Below are 23,183 nucleotides of genomic sequence, written 5' to 3'. Positions count from 1 at the left end.
CTCATAATCAGGTGGTCCCTGGTTCGAGCCCAGGTGGGACCACACCTTAAAACCCTTGTATATCAAGGGTTTTCTTGTTTTTATACTTTTCCTTTTTTATATTTAAAACTCATTTACTACCACAAAAAGTAACTTTTTAACACTTAAATGCGGATAAAATGCGGACAATTTTTGGTGTCCAAACATTAATGCGGATGGCAGCTAATTTAAAATATTAGATAGGAAAGCTACTAATGAAGATGGTTGCATGATAGTTATTGTAGTATCTCATAAACAAATTAGGAGAGAACGTGAAATTGGTCGTGCATTGCTTAGTGATTGGGATGATAAAACAGCTTCTTATTTGGAAACTCATCCTGAATATGATTCATTGATGCCGGCATTATTAGCTTTAAAGATAAGGGCCCGTAAAATATTATCACAATATCTTACAGATGCTGATTAAATTATATCATTAATAATACCAGTTAAGGGTATTATAGAAAATACTAGAAAAAATGTTTAAAGAAGAATCAAACATCGCTACAAGGAAAAGAAAGAAGTAGTAATAAAGTCTTTTGAACGGATTAATGAGGTGATGAAGTCAACCGAAAAGCAAAAGGAGCGAAAACAGTTTGATTGGGGACTGTTACTGCTTCAGATGTTGCCTGTTTTTTATATCTAATTTACCTTGTAGGGAAATGGATTAAAAACAAATAATTCATAATTACTTAAACAGATTACACACTTATTCTGTATGCTGTAGGTGTTAGTCCAGTTTCTTTTTTGAATTGAAAAGATAGATGCGAAATATTAGAAAAATTCATTTTTTCCGAAATTTCACTTATAGTAAACGCATTTGTAAACAGTAGTTGTTTTATTTTTTCTATTTTTTTGAAAATAAAATATTTATGTAACGTCATACCTTGAGATTTAGAAAATATTTTTGCAATATACTGATAATTATAGTTTAGTTCTTTTGACAAATAGCTCCCAAGACTCTCTTCTTTACTATCCGTAACAGTGTTAAGTCTTTGAGTAATCAATATTTTTGTTTTTTCTATAATAATAGCTTCTTTATCGTAAATAATTTCTAATTCATACGTCTTGAGTAAATTATTTAATACCTCAAGAGTATCTTGTAAAAGATTTTTCTTAGTTTTTATAATTCCTAATTCAATTGATTCATATTCAATATTTAAAATATCTAATGCACCTTCCACAATCATTTTGCATCTCACGCTAACCATATTTTTTATTAAAACCTTCATTATAAATATTTTATAGTAAGTTAGTGAATAAATGAATACAAAACACAAAATAATAAAGCGTATCATTGATACGCTTTATTATTAACAAAATAGATACATAAAATAATCTTACATTAAAGAAAGATGTTTTTACCTTTACTTCTGATGTTTATTGATTAAATCAATAACTTCCGGACGCTTTTTATTAAGCTTATTTTCAATACGATGTAATAATTCATCTTCCTTACCATTTTCAAACTTCAAATCAGCATCAGTCAATTGTGAAAACTGTTCTTTTAATTTCTTTGACGATTCATCCCAATTTTTAATTTTGAAATCTTCCTTTTTTGCATTATTGTCCATAATAAAAAATTTAAGTATAGCTTTATTGCTATGGAGTAAATTTACAACACTACTACTGATTTAGTTTTACATAAAAAAAATAAGATTTATGTATTCAGGTTATTTTATAATAAAAAAAGCCTGATTCATTTATCAAAAAACAGCTTAATCGGGGATTGTTACTGCTTCAGATGTTACCTGTAGTTGTTGTAGTTGTAGTTGTTGTAGTTGTTGTTGTTGTTGTTGTTGTTGTTGTTGTTGTTGTTGTTGTTGTTGTTGTTGTGTACATCATTTACAGCGTATGGATAGGGTTAAAAAAAATAAACAGCCGTTTTAATTATTGGGTAAACTTCCCCGTTTTAAGACAGAGTAAAATATAAATTGTAGAAGGTTAATAGTTTATTTAAAAACTATTAGTATAATTCAATTTGAAATAATGGTGTTATATTTTTAAATTTAGTAAAAACAGGTTCAACCATTGATTTATAGATGTCTGAAAAATACTCATTATGGTTTATTTCTTTTAAAATTTCCCATTGATCTTTATTTAAATAATTTCTTTTGTAGTAGGTAGCATTTTTATAATATAAATCATAAGAAAAGAAATAATCATACATGTTATCGGAATCAACAGGTTTTCCAAGATACTCAATACCTATAAATAATCCATTTTTAGGTAAAACAATTTTTTTATTTAGAACTAGCATTAATATATCTGAATCAGGATAAACAATTTCGCTATAAATATTTACTTTTTTTTCATCATAAATCGATACTTTAAAAATTGATTCTTCAGGGGTACTACCTTTATTTCGCTTTTTTATAGGATAAGATATTTTGTAAATACTTTTGTCAATTTCTTTTTTTTGCGGCTCAATAAATGAAATAAACTCTACACCTCTAAGTAGGATATTAAAAGCTTCTTCATTTCCGATTTTTTTTATTGTCTTTTTTTGTGGGATTGTAATCACTATTTCATCTAAAACTTCTTCTTCAATTTTATTAAGTCGAATATTTTTTGAATGTGAAAATTGATCCTTATAGCCATCTCTTCTATACAGATACTTATTTTCATTTAATTTGATTATACCACTATTGTCGGTTAAACCTATTAATGAGTCATTAAAATAAACCGAAACGTAAGGTACAGGTTTTTCTGTCTTAGAATCTAAAACCTGATGTGATATCTGAGACCAACAGGGTATAGTCAAAAATAAAAATAGAATATATATTTTCATTAAATATGTATTTAAATATATAGGGATTGTTCTTAACAATCCCTATATATAGTTTAATGTTTATTTTAACAAGGACAAGGTCCCCAAGATCCATTTTGAAATTCTAAACCTAATATAACATACGTATCAACACAATTTCTATAGCAAGATCCAGGTTCAATTTCATATGTGTTACTTCCAGATCTTCTACTATGTCCGAAAAATTTTCTAAAATTAAAACCTAAGAAACTTCCTGGTTTAGAGTAAACTGTATTATCACTGTTAGTTTCAGATTCATCAATATGACTATAATCAAGTTCCATCATATGTTCAGGGAATGACATGTCAAAGTATGTTAGTATTTTGCTATCTTCATTTTTATCAGCAAATACAACTTTATTTTGAGAGTCATCTTTAATAATGTATCCTCTAACAACTCCATTAGATATAAGAGACGATACGTGGAATTTTGCCTCTTCTGAAATAATAGTTTCTTCATTAACTATCTCATAGTTGCCATCATAAAAATTTTCTATAAAATTGTTAGTTTCTTCTTCATAATTATATGCTGATTTTGCCAGCACATTTTCTGTTGAGTTGCTACTATTTGAAGTGTCAATTCCTTCTTCAGAACTACATGAATAAAGGCTGCTGAATAGTAAAGCAGCTCCTAAATAAGTTAAAAAAGTTTTGTTTTTTTTCATGATAATAAATGTTAAATTAAGTTAAGTTATAAATATATGTATTTAAAATTAAAATTGAAATGCATATATCTGATTTTTTATTTAAAAAATTAACTTAATTATAGTAATTTTTTTTGAGTTGTTAAGTCTGATTTGTGATACAAAAAAGCGGCTCAACAGCCGCTTTTAATTCTTAATTAAACAGTAGATATCACATTTCTGCTGATCTACAGATCCTCAATAAACTTATTAATTTCTTTTGAAAACCATATAGGGTGGAAGATTTTTTCTGTTGTTACCTCTGCTTCGAATTCTTCCAGTCTTGTAAATAAATCCGGATGTACTTTTATATAACTTTCCACACAAGATAGGATTTCTTGTTTTTCATGAGATGCATGGTCGCGGATACTTTTGTTTTTTCCATCCCTTGATTCAATATGTTTCTTATTGAATTCTTTGAGATAGTTTTTTAATGTTGCTTTGTGTGTTTCCATTTTATTACAAATTGTTGTTTCGGGGGTCAGAATATTTTATTAGACCATTCTTAGTCTCATAAGTCACTTTTTTAAAAAATAAATTTATATTATATTATTTAGGTTATGTAGAGTACATACGAACTTTATTAGTAAATAGTTTTTTATAAATAAATAAGAAATGAAATCAGTATAGGTTTGCTGGTGATTATCTTTTATTTTAGGTTTATTTATGATTTTATTTTGTTAAATAAATGTAAAATATTATATTTAATATATAACTAAATAACTCTTATTATGAAAAAAATGTTTACAATTATTTGTGGTATGTTATTAATGACAGCCTGTACCACAGAAGATGTAGAAGTAGCAAATACGTCTGTGCAAGCAAACAGGTATGATAAAGTTGCTAAAGGAGATTATGAAATAAATGATTGTAATTGGTATGCTAATGTCCACTATGCGTTGAGTTATGATACTTCAGTGGCAGGTATTCCTCCGGCTTATTATGGAGGTCCTGTTACCGGAGCGAGTAACAGACCAGATTGTGCTCCTACGGTTCCTCCAGGTTATGTAGAACCTATTATTACTTTTCAGGTAGAATTACCGTCCTTAACTCCTGATCAGGCAAAGTGTGCCGATGTGGTAGCCTATATTGAACTCAGTAATGAACATGGCGTATTTCCGGTTGATATCGGTTATGGGCATATCAAAAAAAGATATCCGATTTATGCTTATGGAAATTCAGATGTGAAATTTAATATGAATTATATACAACGATGCGATTATTATTCGGCAGACTGGACATCTGATCCAACAGGATCGAATGCTTTTTATTGTTCATGGAACCCTTATATAATGGATTGTAATAAAATTACGGGTGATAAACATTTTTATTACCGTATAGTGTATAAATATCACGATAAATGCAATGGTAAGAGTTGTGCAATCGTTACCAAGTGGCAGCAATTTGAATGGAATATATAAGAAAAAAACCGCTGATTATTAATCAGCGGTTTTTTGTTATTCAATTACATTTCCTTCTTGATCCAGAAAATGGTATTCTAAATACGTGTAAGCATCACGAGGTATAATTTTTATCCATTTATAATGTTCAAGAAACCATTTTGAACGTATAGACGGAAATCCTTTTGTAAGGTATGCAGCCACAAACGGGTGCGCATTCAAAACCACTTTTTTATGGTCTTTGATAATTCTTTCAAGGCTAGCTGATATTTTATCAATAACTAAAATCGGGGCTTCTATTTCTCCGTTTTCATTGTTCGGATCTTCTTCCCGGGTTTTGATAGATACTTCAGGTCTAACTCTTTGTCTAGTAATTTGTATTAAACCAAATTTGCTAGGGGGCAAGATTTTATGTTTTGCTTTATCATCGCTCATCTCTTCTTTCAGAAAATCATATAATACTTTTCTGTTTTCAGCATTCCCCATGTCTATAAAATCGACTACAATAATGCCTCCCATATCACGCAAACGAAGTTGGCGTGCAATTTCAGCAGCAGCAATCATATTTACTTCCAGGGCTGTGTCTTCCTGAGACTGAGCTTTGTTTGAGCGATTTCCACTGTTTACGTCAATCACATGCAACGCTTCGGTATGTTCAATGATCAGATAAGCTCCTTTGCTCATTGATATGGTTTTTCCGAAGGAAGTTTTTATTTGACGTTCTATATGATACTTCTCAAAAAGAGGCAACTCTTTTGATTGGTAATGTTTTACAATAGAAACCTTTGAAGGAGCTATTTCTTGCAAATAGTCCTTTGTCTGATAATACAGATCTTCATCGTCTATGTGAATTCCGGTAAAAGTGTCATTGAAAACATCTCTCAATATGGAAGATGCCCGGTTTACTTCTCCTAAAACTTTAGACGGATGCATTGCTGTAGTAAGTCGTTTGCACATTGCTTTCCATTTTTCAAGCAATTGTTCCAGATCTTTTTCAAGCTCTGCTACGTTTTTACCTTCAGCTACTGTACGTACAATCACTCCGAATCCTTTTGGTTTTATCGTTTGCATCAGTTTTTTGAGTCGGTCTTTTTCTTCTTTTGATTCTATCTTTTGAGAGATAGAAACACGGTCAGAAAAAGGAACCAAAACAATATATCTTCCGGCAATCGAAAGCTCAGAGCTTATTCGGGGGCCTTTGGTAGATATTGGTTCTTTAACAATCTGTACTAAAATCGATTGATTGGCGCTTAAAACATCAGTTATAGCTCCATCTTTATTGATTTCAGGTTCAAAAGTGAAATTTTTTAGAGTGAAATCTTTTAATTTACCTGCGCTTACAAGTTTTGTGAATTTCATCAGAGTAGGCAGGTTAGGACCTAAATCATGATAATGTAAAAAAGCATCTTTGTCAAATCCAACATTTACAAATGCTGCATTTAATCCGGATACAGGTTTGCGAATTTTTGCAATAAAAATATCTCCTACCTGAAAGCCTTTATCATTGTCTTTGTCTCTGTGAAATTCTATTAGTTTTCCATCTTTCAATAAGGCAAAATCTACTGTATTTGAACCAGATCTAATAATTAATTCTTTGTTCACACGGTATATTTTTATCCATACAAGTTTATTGAAAAACAATTGTATAGATGGATTAAACAATAATTACAGGTTAGTTACCTATTAATCTTTCTTTAAAGATATGGAAGAAAGATTTTCTTTCAAAGAACATTTTTTCAAAAAGAAAAAGTAGTGTTAAACTACTTTTTCTTTTTATGACGGTTAGCTCTCGCTCTTTTTTTACGCTTGTGCGTAGCTACCTTATGTCTTTTTCTTTTTTTACCACTTGGCATAATCTTGTAGTTTTGAGTTAATACTTAATTTACTTTACTTCTGTGTTCGTTTTAACACCTTCTACAAACACTTTAGCAGGTTTAAATGCTGGAATGTTGTGAGCAGGTATTTTAATGGTAGTATTTTTAGAAATGTTTCTTCCTGTTTTTTCAGCTCTTGTTTTGATGATAAAACTTCCGAAACCTCTTAAATATACATTGTCTCCACCTTCTAATGAAGTTTTTACTTCTTCCATGAAAGTTTCAACTGTTGCTTGTACGTCTCCTTTTTCAAGCCCTAACTTTTCTGAAATTTTAGCTACGATATCTGCTTTAGTCATTTCTTTTATAAATTAATCCGTTGTCTGTTTTTTCGAGAGTGCAAATATATTAATTAATATTCCAATTATTCAATGTTAAGACATTAAAATTTAATTATATAATATTTTATTTTTGTGCACTCATAACAATTTTATGATGTTTTCAGAAAAATTAATTAACTGGTATTTGCAAAATAAACGTGATTTGCCCTGGCGTGAAACCAGAGATCCGTATAGAATATGGCTCTCTGAAATCATTCTTCAGCAAACCCGCGTAAATCAGGGAATGCCTTATTATGAGCGGTTCACAGAGCGTTTCCCTACCATAGGTGATCTGGCTAAAGCAGAGGAAAGTGAAGTGATGAAGCTGTGGCAGGGATTGGGGTATTATTCCCGGGCACGCAATCTGCATGCGACAGCTAAAACTGTAACTCAGACTCATAAAGAAATTTTTCCTCAGAGCTATGATGAGATTATTAAACTAAAAGGTATCGGGCAATATACCGCAGCTGCCATTGCATCTTTTGCTTTTGAAGAAAAAGTAGGGGTTGTTGATGGAAATGTTTTTAGAGTATTATCCCGGTATTTTGGTATATATGATGATATTTCTGTACCGGCAACCCGAAAAATATTTCAGGAACTGGCCAACGATCTTGTTCAAAATGTATCTCCCTCATTGTTTAATCAGGCGATAATGGATTTTGGTGCTTTGCAGTGTGTGCCTAAAAATCCGGACTGCTCAATTTGTAATTTGTCTGATTCCTGCCATGCTTTCCGTACAGGAACAGTAAACGAATTGCCAGTAAAAACAAAGAAAATTAAAGTAACAGATCGCTTTTTTAATTATCTGGTTCTTGAAGATCTTAATGGTAATACAATAGTTGAACAGCGAATAGGAAAAGGAATTTGGCAAAATCTGTATCAGTTTCCTCTTATTGAAACGGAAGAATATCTGTCAATGGATGAGATAATTCTTCTGGTGTCTCAGAAATTTCCATCCCTTTTTTCTGAAATAACAGATGTTACAAAAGGAGAGATTGTTCATAAGCTATCCCATCAACGATTGTATATTAAATTCTGGAAAGTAAAACTTAATACGGTCTTTGAGAGAGGGATTACACAAGAGCAATTAAAAGAATATGCTTTTCCTATTGTAATATGGAATTTCATAACTTCGCATTATGAAAAATAGAAATCATTTTATATATTTGATAGGAAACACTGAACTGATATGTTAGGAACATTAAACAAAGTAACACTTATCGGCCATTTAGGCGATGAAGTAAAGATGCATTATTTTGAAGGAGGCAACAGTATTGCCCGTTTTTCTATTGCAACAAATGAAGTATATATAAATAAAACAACCAACGAAAAAATAACTTCCACAGAATGGCATAATATTGTTGTCAGAAATAAAGCAGCAGAATTATGTGAAAAATATTTGAGTAAAGGCGATAAAATTTATATCGAAGGAAAAATCCGCACTCGCCACTGGCAGACTGAAGAAGGATTGACAAAGCACACAAGCGAAATTCAGGCAACAGAATTTATTTTTCTCAACACCAAAAAAGAAGTGGATGTGAAAAATAAAAAGCATACAGATGAAGAGAAATTTTCTGATTTTGATGTTCCAAAGATTTCGGATTTCGACAATGAAAATTTACCTTTTTAATTTTTTAATTTATACTTATTTTGGATCCAGAGCCCGCCCAGAGATTTCTTGAAAATCCTTTAGTTTATCTATTATTAGTGATAATTTTATTACTTGTGTTATCACTTATTGCTCTTATTTCAGCTACAGAAGTAGCTTATTTTTCTTCTTCAAAACAACGGATAGAAGAATTGTTGGAGAAATATCCAAAACAAGCTGGAAAGTATCAGAAACTGCTTTCAAAACCTGTTAAACTACAGACTACATTGAATATTACTTCGGTAGTATTTAAGATTGTTTTTATCATTACTGCTTTACAATTAAAATTCTACTGGCTGGATCATTATCTGGAGAATTTCTTTGCTACAGTTATTTTTTTTATTGTTGTTATTTTTTGTATTTTATTTTTCGGAGAAGTTCTTCCTCGGATTTATGCTTATAGAAATACCAACCTTTTTATAAAATCGAGTATCAATACCGTTATTTTTCTGAATGTTGTTTTTACTCCTTTTGTACATCCGTTAAAAAAATTAAGTGTATGGCTAACAGCTAAACTGCATAAGGCGGACGATACTTTTTCTGTAGAACAGCTTTCTCAGGCATTGGAAATGACAGACTATAGTGAAACTACAGAAGAGGAGCAAAAAATATTAGAAGGGATAGTTTCTTTTGGTGCAACAGAAGTGTCACAGGTAATGACGCCCAGAATAGATGTTTTTGCTATAAAAAGTACGGCTCAGTTTCAGGAAATTTTGCCGAAAATCATTGATAAAGGTTTTTCAAGGATACCTGTTTATGAAGAAAATATAGATCAGGTACTGGGAGTTTTATTTGTTAAAGATTTGATTCCTCATATAGAAAAAAAAATGTTTAACTGGCTTCCATTGATCCGGGAAGCTTATTTTATTCCGGAAAATAAAAAACTGGATGATTTGTTAAAAGATTTTCAAACTAAAAAAAATCATCTTGCTGTTGTGGTTGATGAGTTTGGAGAAACTGCCGGAGTTATTACATTGGAGGACATTTTAGAAGAAATTGTTGGTGAAATAACAGATGAATTTGATGATGAGGAAGAAAACTATACTCAAATAGATCCAAATAATTATCTTTTTGATGGTAAAATTTCAATGAAAGACTTTTATCGTGTGTTGCCGTTCTGTGAAGATGATTTAGAAGAATTCAGAAGAGAGGCTGAAACATTGGCAGGTTTTTATCTTGAACAATCAGAAAGTCATCCTGAAATAAATGATGAAATTGAGGTTGCTGGAGTGACTTTTAAAATTACAGCTGCAGATAATCGAAGAATTCATCAAATAAGAGTAACTTTCGACCATGAAAATAATGAACATTAAAAAATATAGCACAGCTGTTATAGGCGTTTTTCTGCTTGTTTCCTGCGGTAAAGAAACCAGTCCTAAACCAGACGGTTATTTAAGGTTAAGTTATCCTGCGGCTGTTTATCAGAAAGAAGATTCTCCTTATTCTTTTTCGTACGAAAAGAATAAAGAAGCGCGTATGATTGATGAAGGACATCAGGCTTTTCGTTTAGACTATCCGCAGATGAAAGCAAGTATTTATATGAATTACCGGAAAGTGACTAAAAATAATCTTGATTCCCTGTTGAGAGATGCTCAGAAACTTACCTATAATCATAATATAAAAGCTGATGATATTCAGGAAAAGATTTTCATCAATCGCGAAGCAAAGGTTTATGGTATGTTTTATAAAATAATTGGGAATGCAGCTACTAATGTGCAGTTTTATGCAACAGACAGTATCAACCATTTTGTTGTAGGTTCTCTGTATTTTTATGCAAAACCAAATTTTGATTCTATATACCCTGCGACACATTATATAGAAACAGATATGAGACATTTAATGGAATCTATACACTGGAAATAGACTTCATAACGTTCTGAAAAACAAAAAAGACAACTAATTTTAGTTGTCTTTTTTGATTGTATATTCTTATTCTGACAAGAATGGATATCTGTAGTCCGTTGCCGGTACAAACGTTTCTTTGATGGTACGTGGAGAAACCCAACGAAGCAGATTTAATACAGATCCGGCTTTGTCATTTGTTCCTGAAGCTCTTGCTCCGCCAAATGGCTGCTGACCTACAACTGCACCCGTAGGTTTATCGTTGATATAGAAGTTTCCGGCAGCATTGACAAGTTTTTTAGTAGCCAATTCTATAGCATATCGGTCCTGTGAGAAGATGGCTCCTGTCAAAGCATAAGTTGAAGTTTCGTCAACCAATGTTAATGACTCTTCCCATTTTGCATCTTCGTACACATAAATTGTTAATACCGGACCGAATAATTCGCGCTCCATTGTGTCGTATTTCGGATTTGTGGTAACAATAACTGTTGGTTCAATAAACCAGCCTTTAGATTTGTCGTAGTTACCTCCTGTGATGATTTCTGCTTCATTGGATGCTTTTGCTTCGTCAATAGCTTTTGCCAGTTTGTCAAATGATGATTCACTGATGACCGCTGACATAAAGTTGGTAAAGTCTTCCGGTGAACCCAGTTTAAATGTTTTTAAGTCTTCAATTACATATTTTTTTACATCATTCCATATAGAAGAAGGAATGTAAGCTCTTGATGCAGCCGAACACTTTTGTCCCTGATATTCAAAAGCACCTCTTGAAAGTGCCGTTGCTACTTCTTTTGCATCTGATGAAGGATGTGCCCAAACGAAATCTTTTCCTCCGGTTTCTCCTACAATTCGTGGATATGTTTTGTATTTATGAATGTTTTTACCAATGGTAGCCCAAAAATCATTAAATACACCTGTAGAACCTGTGAAATGGATTCCTGCAAAATTTTCATTTGAAAGAATTGTATCGGTAATCATTCCTGAATCACCATAAACTACATTAATAACACCGTCAGGTAATCCTGCTTTTTTGAAAACTTCAACGATTACATTTGCTGAGTAAATCTGAGTAGCTGCCGGTTTCCATACTACAACATTTCCCATCAAAGCCACACAAGAAGGTAAGTTTCCTGAAATTGCAGTAAAGTTAAAAGGAGTAATAGCATATACAAATCCTTCTAACGGACGATGCTCTAAACGATTCCAGATACCTTCTGAAGAAGCAGGTTGCTGAGCATAAATTTCAGTCATATACTGCACATTGTATCTCAAGAAATCGATAAACTCACATGCTGAATCTATTTCTGCCTGATGTACTGTTTTTCCCTGAGCAATCATTGTTGCTGCATTGATTTTAGCACGGTACGGACCTGCTAATAATTCTGCTGCTTTTAAAAAGATTGATGCTCTGTGTTCCCAAGCCATTTCTGACCATTTTTGGCGTGCTTCCAAAGCAGATGAGATAGCTTTTTCTACCAAACCTTTGTCTGCTGTATGATAAACACCTAAATGGTGCTGGTGATCAAAAGGAGGGAATAATTTTTTTGTATTTCCGGTTTTTATCTGTTCTCCGCCAATGTATAAAGGAATGTCAACGGTAGATTGATATAATTCTTTAAATGCTTTTAATACGTCTTCTCTTTCTTTTGAACCCGGTGCATATGATTTGACAGGCTCATTAAATGCTTTAGGCACATTGAAAATTCCTTTTGGCATAATTGATTTATTTTATTTAGGTTTAATTTAAGGCAAATGGTGTACATAATTTAAATATAGGAATATACACTTTGAATTTGCGTGAGTTTGTGAAATTGATCATATTGAAAAATCCTTTCATGGTTCCGAAAGGGGAGGTCAGTAAACTGCCTGAACTGTAGGTGTGGCTTTCTCCGGGTTTAATGATGGGTTTTTGTCCCACTACACCTTCACCATCCACCATCTCTACATCATTGAGCGCATCTTTGATTTCCCAATGCCTGGAAAGCAACTGTACCAGATCTTTGCTTTGGTTTTCAATGGTAATTTCGTAGCTAAAGGCAAAATGAATCTTGTAGTTCTTGAAGTAGGTGCCTTCAAAACTAGTCCTGACCATAATTTTTATACCTTTAGTAATTTGAGAAACCATTTTGCATCTGATAAATATCTCAAATTTACGAATATTTAAATAACTAAAAAAACTAATTTGTTATATTAATACTTTTTGCTTCACCAAAGCCTATGACTCTGTCATAGCGATCAATATTTCCTCTGTAATAGATTAAAACGGTATAAGTATTTTCTGTTTCATAGAAATTACCGTCGATTGCGTTTTGATCCTCAATTTTTCCGTTATTCACTACAGCATACATATAGTTGGTAAAGCCTTGTTTTATCAGAAGGGCTCCTTCATATTGCCGGGTGGCGCTATTATATTTTAATTCGTTTTCATCTGTCAGCTGATAATTATTGAACATCCCCAGTACATATATTTTTTTTCCTTTTAGTTCTTCCTGTTGCAGTTTGAAATATACCCATGCATAATCGGCTTCAATAGCGGCATTATCCCGGTATTTATTTCTCGGTAAAAATGAACCATCTATATCCTGAAAAAACGTATATTTTTTGTCTCCTCCTCTGGGAATCGAAGGATATAGATAAGAGCTGAAAATGCCGTTGTCAGAAGTGATGGATTGAATGTAATTATTCACCTGTCTGATGTCGCTGTTGTCAATAAAAAGGTATTCATTACCGCCGAAAAACTGAGTTTCTTTGTCGTATTGATAAGTGAACTGCGTGCCGATGCTGTATTGGGGGGCAACGTCTTTGATGGCATTATCCCATCTTCCGTTTTGTAGTATAAGTATCTTGAAATTTTCTTTCGGATTAAAATAGTTGTGGTTTCCATAATCCAGTGTCATCTGAACATTTTGTTTTGCATCAGACGTCGAAAAAGAGCGGGTTTTCTTTATTTCTACTCCTACATTAATCTGTTCTTCATAAAGTATAAACTTTCTGGAGAAAATTACTTCATGATCCTGATTTAATATTTCAAGTATATAATTACCGCTGACTAATAACTTTGTGCGATTATTCGGAAAGTTGAGAATATATCTTGAATAGGTTTGTAACGTATTGAATGAATTGCCGTAATCTACTATACGGATATTGTCCATTCCATTTATATATTCTGATTTAAGAAGAGGAGATGGTGTCCAGTCTTTATTGAAATGTTTGATTTGGTAGTAATAATCACTTTCTTCGCCCATAAGGTCATCAAATACAAAGGAAAAGCGATCGTTTAGTTTGAAAATCGGTATAAGCGCCTGACTTCCCTGAGTAAAATAAGCTGTTTTGATATAATAGGGGGTAGGAACTTCTTTTGTTTCTTGTGAAATGACTTCTTTTGTGAAAAAGAATAGAAAAAATAAGTAAAAAAATTTCATCTTTTTTTTATAAAGATACTTTTTTAGTTGGAAAAAAAAGAATCAAATAAAAAAATCCTGACATCAGGATTTTTATTTATAACAAACGGGAATGATTTCTCCTTTTGCCAGACAATATTTTTCTACCAGATTGGCAGAGAGTTTATTTGTATAATCTACTTCTTCCACTTTAAAGCCAATGGAACGGAGTTTGTCAAAATAATCTCTTCCATATATGCGCACATGGTCATATTGTCCGAAAATAGCAGCTCTTTCTTTAGGGTCAGTTATGCTGTTATCTTCAAAGGTCGTGGTCCGGTTCAGGTCTTGCGGAATTTGAAAAATTCCCGTTCCTCCGGGCTTTAATATTCTGTAAAGTTCCTGCATTGCTTTGGTATCATCTGATATGTGTTCTAAAACGTGATTGCATAGAATCATATCAAAAGAGTTATCTTCAAACGGAAGATTACAGATGTCTGCTTTAACATCTGCTAATGGAGAATGTAAATCTGTAGTGATGTATTCCAGATTTTTTTGCTTTCTAAAACGTTTGTAGAAAGCCTGCTCCGGTGCAAAATGCAATACCTTCAGTGGTTTAGTGAAAAATGAAGTCTCCTCTTTCAGGTAAAGCCATAACAGTCTATGTCTTTCTAATGAAAGCGTGCTTGGAGACAGTGCATTTTTACGTTGATTTCCGTATCCATACGGAAGAAAACTTCGAAAAGATTTTCCGTCAATAGGGTCAATATATTTACTGCCTTTTAAAAATAGCGCTAAAACAGGACGTGCAACATAACTCAACCGAATCAGTAAAGGTCGTGGTACGGTATTTAAAACTATTTTAAAAATCTTTTTCATTACCTATTACAGGACTAAAGGCTTTTGTCTGAATTCATCTTCTTCAGTACTTTTGATACCCAGAGCCTGGTATATATAATAGAAAGTAGACAGGATTTCCGGTTTGCCGTCAACAAGAGCTACATCATGTTCAAAATGTGCAGAAGGTTTACCATCTCTGGTAGAAATTGTCCATCCGTCTTTTAACTGTTTGATGTTCTTTGTTCCCATATTTATCATTGGTTCAATGGCAACGACCATACCTTCCACGAATTTCTTCCCTTTTCCTTTTTTTCCGTAATTAGGCATTTCAGGACCTTCGTGCATTTTTTTACCGATTCCGTGTCCAACCAATTCTCTGACTACGCCGTATCCGAAACCTTCCGCATATTTCTGAATTGCAGATCCTACGTCTTCCACGCGATTTCCGTTTCTGTATTCACGGATACCGACATATAATGATTGTTTGGTTACTTCAAGTAATTTGGCAGTGTCTGCTGCAATCTCTCCAACAGCAAAGGTATAGGCATGATCACCATACCATCCGTTTTTCAGAGCGCCTAAATCTGCTGAAATAATATCACCTTCTTCTAATACTCTTTCTGTTGGAAGCCCATGTACAATCTGTTCATTTACACTGGTAAGCAAACTGCATGGACAACCATATAATCCAAGAAAACCAGGTTCTGCTCCGTGGTCTCTGATAAAACTTTCAGCTAATTTATCTAAATGCAGAGTGCTTACTCCCGGCTTTATTTCCGAAGCAAGCATTCCTAATGCTTTTGAAACAATTAATGCGCTTTCACGCATCATTTCGATTTCTTCTCGGGTTTTAATTACGATCATTTTAATATAAAATTTCTGGTGCAAATATACTCACTATTTATGGATGTACTATAATGCAATATATAAAAAGAGCTGTCTTTGCAACTAAAGACAGCTCTTTCTGATTTTCTTTTGATAAGAAAAAATTTTTATTTTTTAACTATTTTTCTTGTTTCTACAGCATCTTGAGAAGTGATTCTCATTAAATAGATACCGCTTGCAACATCTGAAATATCCAATGTGATTTCATTTTCTTTGTTTAACTCAAATGTTTTTACAGTTCTTCCGTTCAGGTCGGTAATAGCAATCTGATCTAATCCTCTGCTGTTGTCTTTCATTGCAATTGTAATTGCATTAGTAGCAGGGTTTGGATATACATTATACTCAAATTTTTCAGGATTGTAAGTGCTTGCAGAATTCAGGTCTGTAATGATGATGTTATCGATATGTGCATAACCACCCCAATTGTCATGTGTAAGCTGCATGTGTTCAAATTGTTCTGAAGAAAGAGTTGTTCCTGTGCGCGCTAAGGTGCCATCGATATAATATTTGGTTACATTTCCTTCAACTTCAATTTTGATGGTGTACCAGGTTTGTGGTTGCCATGCTAAGTTAGGAATGTTGCTCCAGTTAGTTACATTGTTTACGGTTTCTACTGTTCTGAAATTGTTTTCAAAGTCAAATTGAAAAAGGGCAATATAATTTACAGCTCCCGCAATTGCCATTTGAAAATTAGCTCCTCCGTCTTCACTTATGTAGAAATCGGCTTCAATGGTATAATGAGTAGACGCTAAAGGATCTGCAAAATCATAAAATCCACCCATTACCGGGGTTGTTTGTGGGGAAAATGTAGGATCTTCATCTATTTTAAATGATTGGGTTCCGTTAGAAGCCATAGCGCTGCTGATTTCCTGTTCGGAAATAAAATTCCCATCTTCATCACTCGTTACGTACCAACCGTTTTGTGCGTTGATAGTACCTGTTGAAAAACCTTCTGAAGCTTCAAACGAAATCATTGTTTGTGCATTCATTGAATTGGTGTACAGTCCGTAACTTAACAGACATGTAAGGTAAAGTAATTTTTTTTTCATAATTTCTCCATTAAAAATTGGTTAATATCAATGGTAAATATACTGAAAATAAATTATTTTAACAAAACTTATAAAAGTGAATGTCTTGTCATTGCTTTTGGCTGAGGTATTCCCATCAATTCAAGTATGGTTGGGGCAATATCACTCAATACGCCATCTTTTATGGTTTTTATATCTTCATCAATTAAAATCAGAGGAACCGGATTAGTTGTATGAGCTGTATTTGGAGAACCGTCCGGGTTAAACATGGTTTCACAATTTCCGTGATCAGCAAGAATTAAAACCGTGTAATTATTTTTAATAGCAGCTTCTACAACACCTTTGGTACAGATATCAACTGTTTCGCAAGCTTTTATAGCGGCACTCATACTGCCTGTATGTCCTACCATATCTCCATTGGCAAAATTTAGACAAACAAAATCAACATCCTGCTTGTTTAGCTCTGTAATCAATGCATCTTTCAGATCATAAGCACTCATTTCTGGTTTTAAATCGTAAGTCGCTACTTTGGGAGACGGGCAAAGAATGCGTTGCTCTCCTCGAAAGGGCTCTTCTCTTCCTCCGGAAAAGAAAAATGTGACGTGAGGGTATTTTTCTGTTTCTGCAATACGGATTTGTTTTTTACCAGCTTTTTCCAATACTTCTCCAAGGGTTTCAGTGATATTGTCCTTATCATAAATAACGTGGATGTTTTGGAACTGATCGTCATAATTGGTTAACGTTACAAAATAAAGCGGCAATTTTTGCATCCCAAATTCCGGATAATCTTTTTGAGATAGTACTTCTGTAAGTTCTCTTCCGCGGTCAGTTCTGAAATTAAAGAATAGTACAACATCGTCTTCCTGAATGGTAGCTATGGGATCATTAGTTTCATTGACCATTATTATCGGTTCAATAAATTCGTCTGTAACTTCGTTTAAATAGCTGTCAGAAAGGGATAATACAGCATTTTTTGAAGGCATTCCAATACCTTTAACCAACAGATCATAGGCTTTCTTTACGCGCTCCCATCTTTTGTCACGATCCATGGCATAATATCTACCTACTACAGAAGCCAATTTTCCTGTAGTATCATTCATGTGTTTTATAAGTGCATCGATATGTCCGGCACCCGATTTCGGATCTACATCGCGACCATCTGTAAAGGCATGTACGAATATATTTTTGATGTTATGATCTTTCGCAGCATCCAGAATTCCGAACAGATGCTGTATATGAGAATGTACTCCGCCATCGGAAACAAGTCCAAGTAAATGAATGTTTTTGTTATGTTGTTTGGCATAATCGAAAGCTTCTAATAAAACCTTTTCCTGTGCTAAAGTTTTATTTTGAACAGCAAGATTAATTTTTGCAAGATCCTGATATACAATTCTGCCTGCACCAAGATTCATATGTCCGACTTCAGAGTTTCCCATCTGACCTTCGGGTAATCCTACATTGAGTCCGTCTGTGCGCAATTGCGCGTTTGGATATTGGAGGTATAGACTGTCTATAAATGGCGTTTTTGCCTGATCTACTGCAGAAATTTTTGGATCAGGAGATTTTCCCCAGCCATCCAAAATCATGAGAATTACTTTTTTGTTCATAATATTGCTCTTGTGATACAGCAAATTTACTGATAATAAGCCAAAATATATTTACTATTTGTTTGATTGCTTAAATAATAAATAATGTTAAAGTTTATTAATTAAAGTTTAAAAAAATGAGGCTTTAATAATAATGTTTCTATATTTACGTTCAATATATGTAAAATTAAACCAGTGAAATGAAATGAAATTGAAATTATTACCAGTTGTTTTAGTGGCATTGTTAGCTTTCAAACCACTAAAAATCCATGATAATGGAGGAATAGACGGAAATGGGAACGGAAATGGAAAAAAGGTAGTAAATAAATCTTCTTCTCGAGTTGTTCAAAAGGACATCAAATTAAAAAATACCAGCGTATCTTCAAACGGAGATAAAGAATCATTAAAATCTAAAGAACTTGCCGCTTTGACAGGTAAGAATGCAACCACGGCAAATCTAAGTCTTGATGCTGCAGAAAAAGTTATGCTGTCAACGTATCTGGATTTGAATGAAAAGAATTTTGAAAAACCGGATTTAGCCAGTTTTAAAGCAGCTTATAAAGGGTATTTTAAATTAAAGCAACAAGGAAAAATAGATAAGGATATTCTTACCATTATTGATTTTACGTTATCTTCTACGGAAAAAAGAATGTGGGTAATTGATATGAAAAGTGGAGAAATCATGTTTCAGACAGTGGTTTCTCACGGTAAAAACAGTGGGAATGAATATGCCAATGATTTTTCTAATCGCCCGGAGTCTTATAAAAGCAGTTTAGGTTTTTATAAAACGGCTGAAACGTATTCAGGAAAACACGGCTTATCTTTAAGATTAGATGGATTGGAAAGAGGTATCAATGACAATGCGCGTATGCGTGATATTGTTATTCACGGTGCTGATTATGCCAATGAAAATTTTATCGGATCACAGGGAAGATTAGGCAGAAGCTTAGGATGCCCGGCTTTACCGATGAACAATTACAAACAGATCATTAACTTTATCAAAGATGAAAGTTGCCTGTTTATTTACCATGGTAAAAATTCTGAATACCTTTCTAAATCAGAATTGATTAATTAAGATTTAGAAAGTTTTTTATAAAGACCTTTATCCAGATTGTAAACGTCATTTCTAAATTGCACTCCCTGGTCATTTTTCCAGGCAGTCCAATATAGCTGATGCACGTTTACTTTCTTTTTTAGAGCGATGTATTTGGTGCTTTTTCTGCTGACCAATGTATCGAGTTTTGCTCTTGTGTAAGCGCTTTGCTCAGCTTCCAATATTTTTTCTGCAAGTCCAAACGGATTTTTTACCCGGACACATCCCGAACTTAATGCTCTGTCTGATCGATCGAATAAAGATTTATTGTTGGTATCGTGTAGGTACACCATATGTTTGTTTGGAAAATCAAATTTTATAAGTCCTAATGCATTCAAATTTCCTGTATTCTGTACATACCGGTAGTTTTTTGCATTTTCAGGATTCCAGTTTTCAGGATCTACAAGCTGACCTTTACTATTGTAGATGGTCATTCTGTGATTTGCAAAATAGCTGCGATTGGTTGATGCCTGCGGTACCAGATCATTTTTCAGAATTGTTGGCGGAACCGTCCATGTAGGATTGATTACTAAGTTACTGAAACTTGAAGATAAGACAGGCGTTCTTCTGCTGTCTTTACCGATGATTACATCGTGTGTTTCCACCAATGTACCCTTGGAGTAATAGAATAACTTATATTCAGGTAGGTTTACCAATACGTAATTTTCCCCTAAATCATCAGGTATCCATTTAGATCGTTCGAGATTTACTACCAACTGTTCTATACGATCCTGGAGCGATACATTAAGTTCACGTAGGGTTTGTGGGGTGATATTCCCTGTTACAGAAATACCATGTCTTCTCTGGAAGTTTTTTAAAGCCTCCGTACTTTCGTCATCCCACTCAGAACTGAAGTTACGGCTTTTGAGATCGTCTAAATAGAAGAGTTTCTTTTTGATTTTAGCAGTTTGTGCAGCTGAGAGATCCAGCAATGTGTCTTTTTCTTTGTTATAATAAACAAAATAGCTTTCTTTTAAACCCTTGTAATACTCATTTTTGGGAAGAAGCCGTTCTACTGCTTTCTCAAAATTTTCCTCATATATAGCCTGTGTGAGCAGGGAGTTGAAATTTATTTCGCGTAGGATAGGTTCCCAGTCACCGTAATACTTTTTAGGGTTTACTCTGCCATGAGACAGATCTTTGGCAAATTTTAAAAAATTTTTTGTAAATAATGCATCTGCCTTTACACGCTCTTTGTAAGGCATTGTTGTATAATCTCTGTCCGCAAAGATGAGTTTTTTAAGGGCATAACTCGACGGATTTAATACATGTTTGTCAGCGTTTAGCAGCAGATCAATGAGCGCTTTTCTATTGTTCTCTTTTATCCATACAGTTTTATATCCATTACTTTTATAAAAAGCAACAGTAGATCTTGATTCAAACAATAAACTGCCGGAATCTATTTTTACAGACTGAGGTTCTGCAACGGTGTTGATTTTTTCTTTTTTGTCTCTATTACAGCTAATAATGGTTAATAGCAACAAAAGAATACACGTGTTTTTCATAGCATTTAATCTTTGGTAAAATTACTCAATATCTCTGAATGTGGTCATTTAATTTAAAGAATTATTTTTTAGAGGGCTCCTTTACTTTTTTTATAAATTACTGTTTTTTAGTAATTTGTGTTGTAGAAGTAATGACGTTTAAAGCCGGATTGAAACGGTTCATTTTTTATTGAGCTTTTCATCCATATTTTACGCTGTATAAAATGCTTTTTTTTTCCTAATTTAGGAGGATCATTAGGTAGGTATAACACATAGCTGTATAAAGAATAGATGAAAGATTTATTAATAGAAGGGATCAATAAATGGGTTGATTTGACACCTGAAGAAGAACGGATTATTTTAGAACAGGTAGTATTTGAGACCTATCCGACTAAGCAGGTTTTAGTAAAACCAGGTGAAGATAGCCATTGGACATATTTTGTTTTAAAAGGTATTCTACGCAGTTATACCGTTGATGAAAACGGAGCAGAGCATGTTTTGAATTTTGCTACTCCGGGGTGGTGGATCGCAGATATGTATAGTTATTTGTCAGAAAAGCCCAGTATTATGTATATAGATGTGATAGATGATGCTGAAGTATATCTGCTATCCCGTAAAAAAGTAGAAGAGTTATATCTTAAAGTGCCTAAATTAGAACGTTTTTTCAGAATTCTTACTCAAAATTCTCTGGTTTCCAATCAACAGAGAATTATTGATAAAATGTCTCTTACTGCCGAGGAGCGTTATGACAAGTTTCAAAAACAGTTTAAAGATGTTAAGAATTGTCTGCCTCAGAAGCATATTGCGTCTTATATAGGAGTAACACCTGAGTTTTTCAGCAAAATGAAAAGCAGATTATTGAAACAGAAATAATGATTAGCCCGACTTGTGTAAAGCCGGGTTTTTTAATGCGTAATCATTTGTTAATTTAGATTAAGGAGTTTAGTCAAAATAGATGGTAACTTTGTAATAGAATTTAAAGAAAGGGAAATTAAAATGAAAACAAATCAGATTATTCACACAGCTGATAGCAGAGGATTTGCCAATCATGGATGGTTGATCACGCATCATACATTTAGCTTTGCAGGATATAATAATCCTGACCGGGTACATTTTGGTGTATTACGTGTTTTAAATGATGATTATATCGCCGGAGGAATGGGATTTGGTACACATCCGCATGATAATATGGAAATTATTTCTATTCCTTTATCCGGAGATCTTGCACATAAAGACAGTTTAGGCTCTGAAGGAATTATCAGGAATGGAGAAATACAGGTGATGAGTGCCGGAACAGGAGTTACTCACAGCGAGTATAATGCGAATAAAGATGAAGCGGTTACGTTATTGCAGATATGGCTGTTTCCAGATAAAAGAAATGTAACACCGCGCTATGACCAGTTAAAATACGATCTGAAGCCCAATGAATTTACTCAGGTAGTTTCACCTAATGCTGATGATGAAGGATTGTGGATTCATCAAAATGCCTGGTTTCATCTGGCAGATTTTACAGCCGGAAATCAAAAAAACTATGAGCTGAAAGATCCTTCTAATGGTATTTATCTTTTTATCATTTCAGGAGATCTTACTGTGGATGGAAACGAATTGCATACAAGAGATGCAATCGGAATATGGGACGAAAAAAGTATAGCTATTAAAGCTTCTTCCGATGCCCGCTTTTTAATCATGGAAGTACCAATGGAATTAACCTATTAAAAATAAAAGTTATGAGTGCAAAATGGAAAATTGATCCGACTCACAGTAATGTCGGGTTTAAAGTAAAACACATGATGTTTACAAATGTAAAAGGAAATTTTAATGATTTTTCCGGAGATTTTGAATTAGGAGAGGAAGGTCTGAAAGATGCCAAGCTGGATTTTGTGGCTAAAACGGCCTCTGTAAATACAAACAATGCAGATAGAGATAATCATTTAAGAAGTGGCGATTTCTTCAACGTTGAGCAATATCCGGATTTGAAATTTCACAGCACATCTGTAGAAGGTTCAGGAAATGAATATAAGATAAACGGAGATTTAGAGATTCTTGGTGTCAAAAAACCGGTATCCCTTAAAGCTGAATATAGTGGACTTATGAAAGATCCATGGGGAAATACTAAAGCAGGACTTAATGTATCTGGAAAAATCAATAGAAAAGAATGGGGGTTAAACTGGAATTCTGCATTGGAAACAGGTGGGGTTTTGGTATCAGAAGATGTTAACTTAGATATTGAATTACAGCTTATCAAAGAATAATTTTAGAAGTATTTATTATATTCTGCAAATGCACTTTCCAT

General features: G+C 33.4%; 27 protein-coding genes. 11 read left to right on the top strand and 16 right to left on the bottom strand.

The window, feature by feature from the left end:
• The first annotated feature begins 247 nt into the window (after positions 1–247).
• Positions 248–445: a hypothetical protein gene (locus tag QW060_RS13620; protein WP_290364027.1), complete on the top strand. Its 198-nt coding sequence runs from the start codon at positions 248–250 to the stop codon at positions 443–445.
• 274 nt (positions 446–719) lie between these two features.
• On the opposite strand, the gene QW060_RS13615 is transcribed toward QW060_RS13620, so the two are convergent.
• The gene (locus QW060_RS13615; RefSeq protein ID WP_290364026.1) at positions 720–1,250 is read right to left on the bottom strand and encodes a helix-turn-helix domain-containing protein; all 531 of its coding nucleotides are present in this window, start codon (positions 1,248–1,250) and stop codon (positions 720–722) included.
• A gap of 135 nt (positions 1,251–1,385) precedes the next feature.
• Complete coding sequence (locus QW060_RS13610) at positions 1,386–1,592, bottom strand: hypothetical protein (protein WP_290364025.1); 207 nt, start codon at positions 1,590–1,592, stop codon at positions 1,386–1,388.
• 155 nt (positions 1,593–1,747) lie between these two features.
• Here QW060_RS13610 and QW060_RS13605 point away from each other — a divergent pair, with 155 nt between their 5' ends.
• The gene (locus tag QW060_RS13605; protein ID WP_290364024.1) at positions 1,748–1,951 is read left to right on the top strand and encodes a hypothetical protein; all 204 of its coding nucleotides are present in this window, start codon (positions 1,748–1,750) and stop codon (positions 1,949–1,951) included.
• A 33-nt stretch (positions 1,952–1,984) separates the two neighbouring features.
• On the opposite strand, the gene QW060_RS13600 is transcribed toward QW060_RS13605, so the two are convergent.
• From QW060_RS13600 to QW060_RS13590, 3 genes are all read right to left on the bottom strand, one after another.
• Positions 1,985–2,809, bottom strand: coding sequence for a hypothetical protein (locus QW060_RS13600; protein ID WP_290364023.1), 825 nt, complete (start codon positions 2,807–2,809; stop codon positions 1,985–1,987).
• A 65-nt stretch (positions 2,810–2,874) separates the two neighbouring features.
• On the bottom strand, positions 2,875–3,492 hold the full coding sequence (locus tag QW060_RS13595) for a hypothetical protein (RefSeq protein WP_290364022.1): 618 nt from the start codon (positions 3,490–3,492) through the stop codon (positions 2,875–2,877).
• 206 nt (positions 3,493–3,698) lie between these two features.
• Positions 3,699–3,965, bottom strand: coding sequence for a hypothetical protein (locus tag QW060_RS13590; protein ID WP_290364021.1), 267 nt, complete (start codon positions 3,963–3,965; stop codon positions 3,699–3,701).
• Positions 3,966–4,241: 276 nt separating this feature from the next.
• Between QW060_RS13590 and QW060_RS13585 the strand changes: the two genes are divergently transcribed.
• A complete protein-coding gene (locus tag QW060_RS13585; protein ID WP_290364020.1) occupies positions 4,242–4,931 on the top strand; it encodes a hypothetical protein in 690 nt (229 codons plus the stop codon).
• A gap of 36 nt (positions 4,932–4,967) precedes the next feature.
• Here QW060_RS13585 and QW060_RS13580 read toward each other — a convergent pair whose 3' ends face one another.
• Positions 4,968–6,512 carry a ribonuclease E/G gene (locus QW060_RS13580; RefSeq protein WP_290364019.1) on the bottom strand — a complete coding sequence of 515 codons (1,545 nt, stop codon included), beginning with the start codon at positions 6,510–6,512 and terminating at the stop codon, positions 4,968–4,970.
• A gap of 280 nt (positions 6,513–6,792) precedes the next feature.
• A complete protein-coding gene (locus QW060_RS13575; RefSeq protein WP_290364018.1) occupies positions 6,793–7,083 on the bottom strand; it encodes an HU family DNA-binding protein in 291 nt (96 codons plus the stop codon).
• Between the two features lie 133 nt (positions 7,084–7,216).
• Here QW060_RS13575 and mutY point away from each other — a divergent pair, with 133 nt between their 5' ends.
• The 4 genes from mutY to gldD are packed head-to-tail and all read left to right on the top strand — an operon-like array spanning position 7,217 to position 10,615.
• A complete protein-coding gene (mutY, locus tag QW060_RS13570) occupies positions 7,217–8,254 on the top strand; it encodes an A/G-specific adenine glycosylase (RefSeq protein WP_290364017.1) in 1,038 nt (345 codons plus the stop codon).
• Positions 8,255–8,293: 39 nt separating this feature from the next.
• Complete coding sequence (locus QW060_RS13565) at positions 8,294–8,734, top strand: single-stranded DNA-binding protein (protein WP_290364016.1); 441 nt, start codon at positions 8,294–8,296, stop codon at positions 8,732–8,734.
• Between the two features lie 20 nt (positions 8,735–8,754).
• Entirely contained in the window at positions 8,755–10,065 is a 1,311-nt protein-coding gene (gene gldE, locus QW060_RS13560; protein WP_290364015.1) for a gliding motility-associated protein GldE, read from the top strand.
• Positions 10,055–10,615, top strand: a complete 561-nt coding sequence (gldD, locus tag QW060_RS13555) for a gliding motility lipoprotein GldD (RefSeq protein WP_290364014.1) — start codon at positions 10,055–10,057, stop codon at positions 10,613–10,615. Before gldE ends, gldD begins: the two co-directional genes overlap by 11 nt.
• A gap of 66 nt (positions 10,616–10,681) precedes the next feature.
• On the opposite strand, the gene pruA is transcribed toward gldD, so the two are convergent.
• The 7 genes from pruA to gpmI all read right to left on the bottom strand — a co-directional run bounded on the left by pruA (position 10,682) and on the right by gpmI (position 18,334).
• Complete coding sequence (gene pruA, locus QW060_RS13550; RefSeq protein ID WP_290364013.1) at positions 10,682–12,310, bottom strand: L-glutamate gamma-semialdehyde dehydrogenase; 1,629 nt, start codon at positions 12,308–12,310, stop codon at positions 10,682–10,684.
• Between the two features lie 22 nt (positions 12,311–12,332).
• Complete coding sequence (apaG, locus tag QW060_RS13545; protein WP_290364012.1) at positions 12,333–12,719, bottom strand: Co2+/Mg2+ efflux protein ApaG; 387 nt, start codon at positions 12,717–12,719, stop codon at positions 12,333–12,335.
• A 52-nt stretch (positions 12,720–12,771) separates the two neighbouring features.
• Entirely contained in the window at positions 12,772–14,016 is a 1,245-nt protein-coding gene (locus QW060_RS13540; protein WP_290364011.1) for a type IX secretion system plug protein, read from the bottom strand.
• 72 nt (positions 14,017–14,088) lie between these two features.
• Positions 14,089–14,853 carry a class I SAM-dependent methyltransferase gene (locus QW060_RS13535; protein ID WP_290364010.1) on the bottom strand — a complete coding sequence of 255 codons (765 nt, stop codon included), beginning with the start codon at positions 14,851–14,853 and terminating at the stop codon, positions 14,089–14,091.
• A gap of 6 nt (positions 14,854–14,859) precedes the next feature.
• Positions 14,860–15,678, bottom strand: coding sequence for a type I methionyl aminopeptidase (gene map, locus QW060_RS13530; RefSeq protein ID WP_290364009.1), 819 nt, complete (start codon positions 15,676–15,678; stop codon positions 14,860–14,862).
• A 128-nt stretch (positions 15,679–15,806) separates the two neighbouring features.
• Positions 15,807–16,748: a T9SS type A sorting domain-containing protein gene (locus tag QW060_RS13525; RefSeq protein ID WP_290364008.1), complete on the bottom strand. Its 942-nt coding sequence runs from the start codon at positions 16,746–16,748 to the stop codon at positions 15,807–15,809.
• Between the two features lie 68 nt (positions 16,749–16,816).
• A complete protein-coding gene (gene gpmI / locus QW060_RS13520; protein ID WP_290364007.1) occupies positions 16,817–18,334 on the bottom strand; it encodes a 2,3-bisphosphoglycerate-independent phosphoglycerate mutase in 1,518 nt (505 codons plus the stop codon).
• Between the two features lie 184 nt (positions 18,335–18,518).
• Between gpmI and QW060_RS13515 the strand changes: the two genes are divergently transcribed.
• The gene (locus tag QW060_RS13515; protein WP_397386080.1) at positions 18,519–19,388 is read left to right on the top strand and encodes a murein L,D-transpeptidase catalytic domain family protein; all 870 of its coding nucleotides are present in this window, start codon (positions 18,519–18,521) and stop codon (positions 19,386–19,388) included.
• On the opposite strand, the gene QW060_RS13510 is transcribed toward QW060_RS13515, so the two are convergent.
• Positions 19,385–20,911, bottom strand: coding sequence for a L,D-transpeptidase family protein (locus QW060_RS13510; RefSeq protein WP_290364005.1), 1,527 nt, complete (start codon positions 20,909–20,911; stop codon positions 19,385–19,387). The genes QW060_RS13515 and QW060_RS13510 overlap by 4 nt on opposite strands.
• A gap of 107 nt (positions 20,912–21,018) precedes the next feature.
• The gene (locus tag QW060_RS13505) at positions 21,019–21,162 is read right to left on the bottom strand and encodes a hypothetical protein (RefSeq protein WP_290364004.1); all 144 of its coding nucleotides are present in this window, start codon (positions 21,160–21,162) and stop codon (positions 21,019–21,021) included.
• 19 nt (positions 21,163–21,181) lie between these two features.
• On the opposite strand from QW060_RS13505, the gene QW060_RS13500 reads away from it, so the two are divergent.
• From QW060_RS13500 to QW060_RS13490, 3 genes are all read left to right on the top strand, one after another.
• The gene (locus QW060_RS13500; protein ID WP_290364003.1) at positions 21,182–21,763 is read left to right on the top strand and encodes a Crp/Fnr family transcriptional regulator; all 582 of its coding nucleotides are present in this window, start codon (positions 21,182–21,184) and stop codon (positions 21,761–21,763) included.
• A gap of 123 nt (positions 21,764–21,886) precedes the next feature.
• Positions 21,887–22,606 (top strand): pirin family protein, encoded by a 720-nt coding sequence (locus QW060_RS13495; protein ID WP_290364002.1) that lies wholly within the window; start codon positions 21,887–21,889, stop codon positions 22,604–22,606.
• A gap of 11 nt (positions 22,607–22,617) precedes the next feature.
• The gene (locus QW060_RS13490; protein ID WP_290364001.1) at positions 22,618–23,142 is read left to right on the top strand and encodes a YceI family protein; all 525 of its coding nucleotides are present in this window, start codon (positions 22,618–22,620) and stop codon (positions 23,140–23,142) included.
• Positions 23,143–23,183: the final 41 nt, after the last annotated feature.

Source organism: Paenimyroides ceti (genome assembly GCF_030409925.1).
The sequence above is the reverse complement of the archived record's forward strand: the minus strand, read 5'-3'. Positions and strand labels throughout refer to the sequence as shown.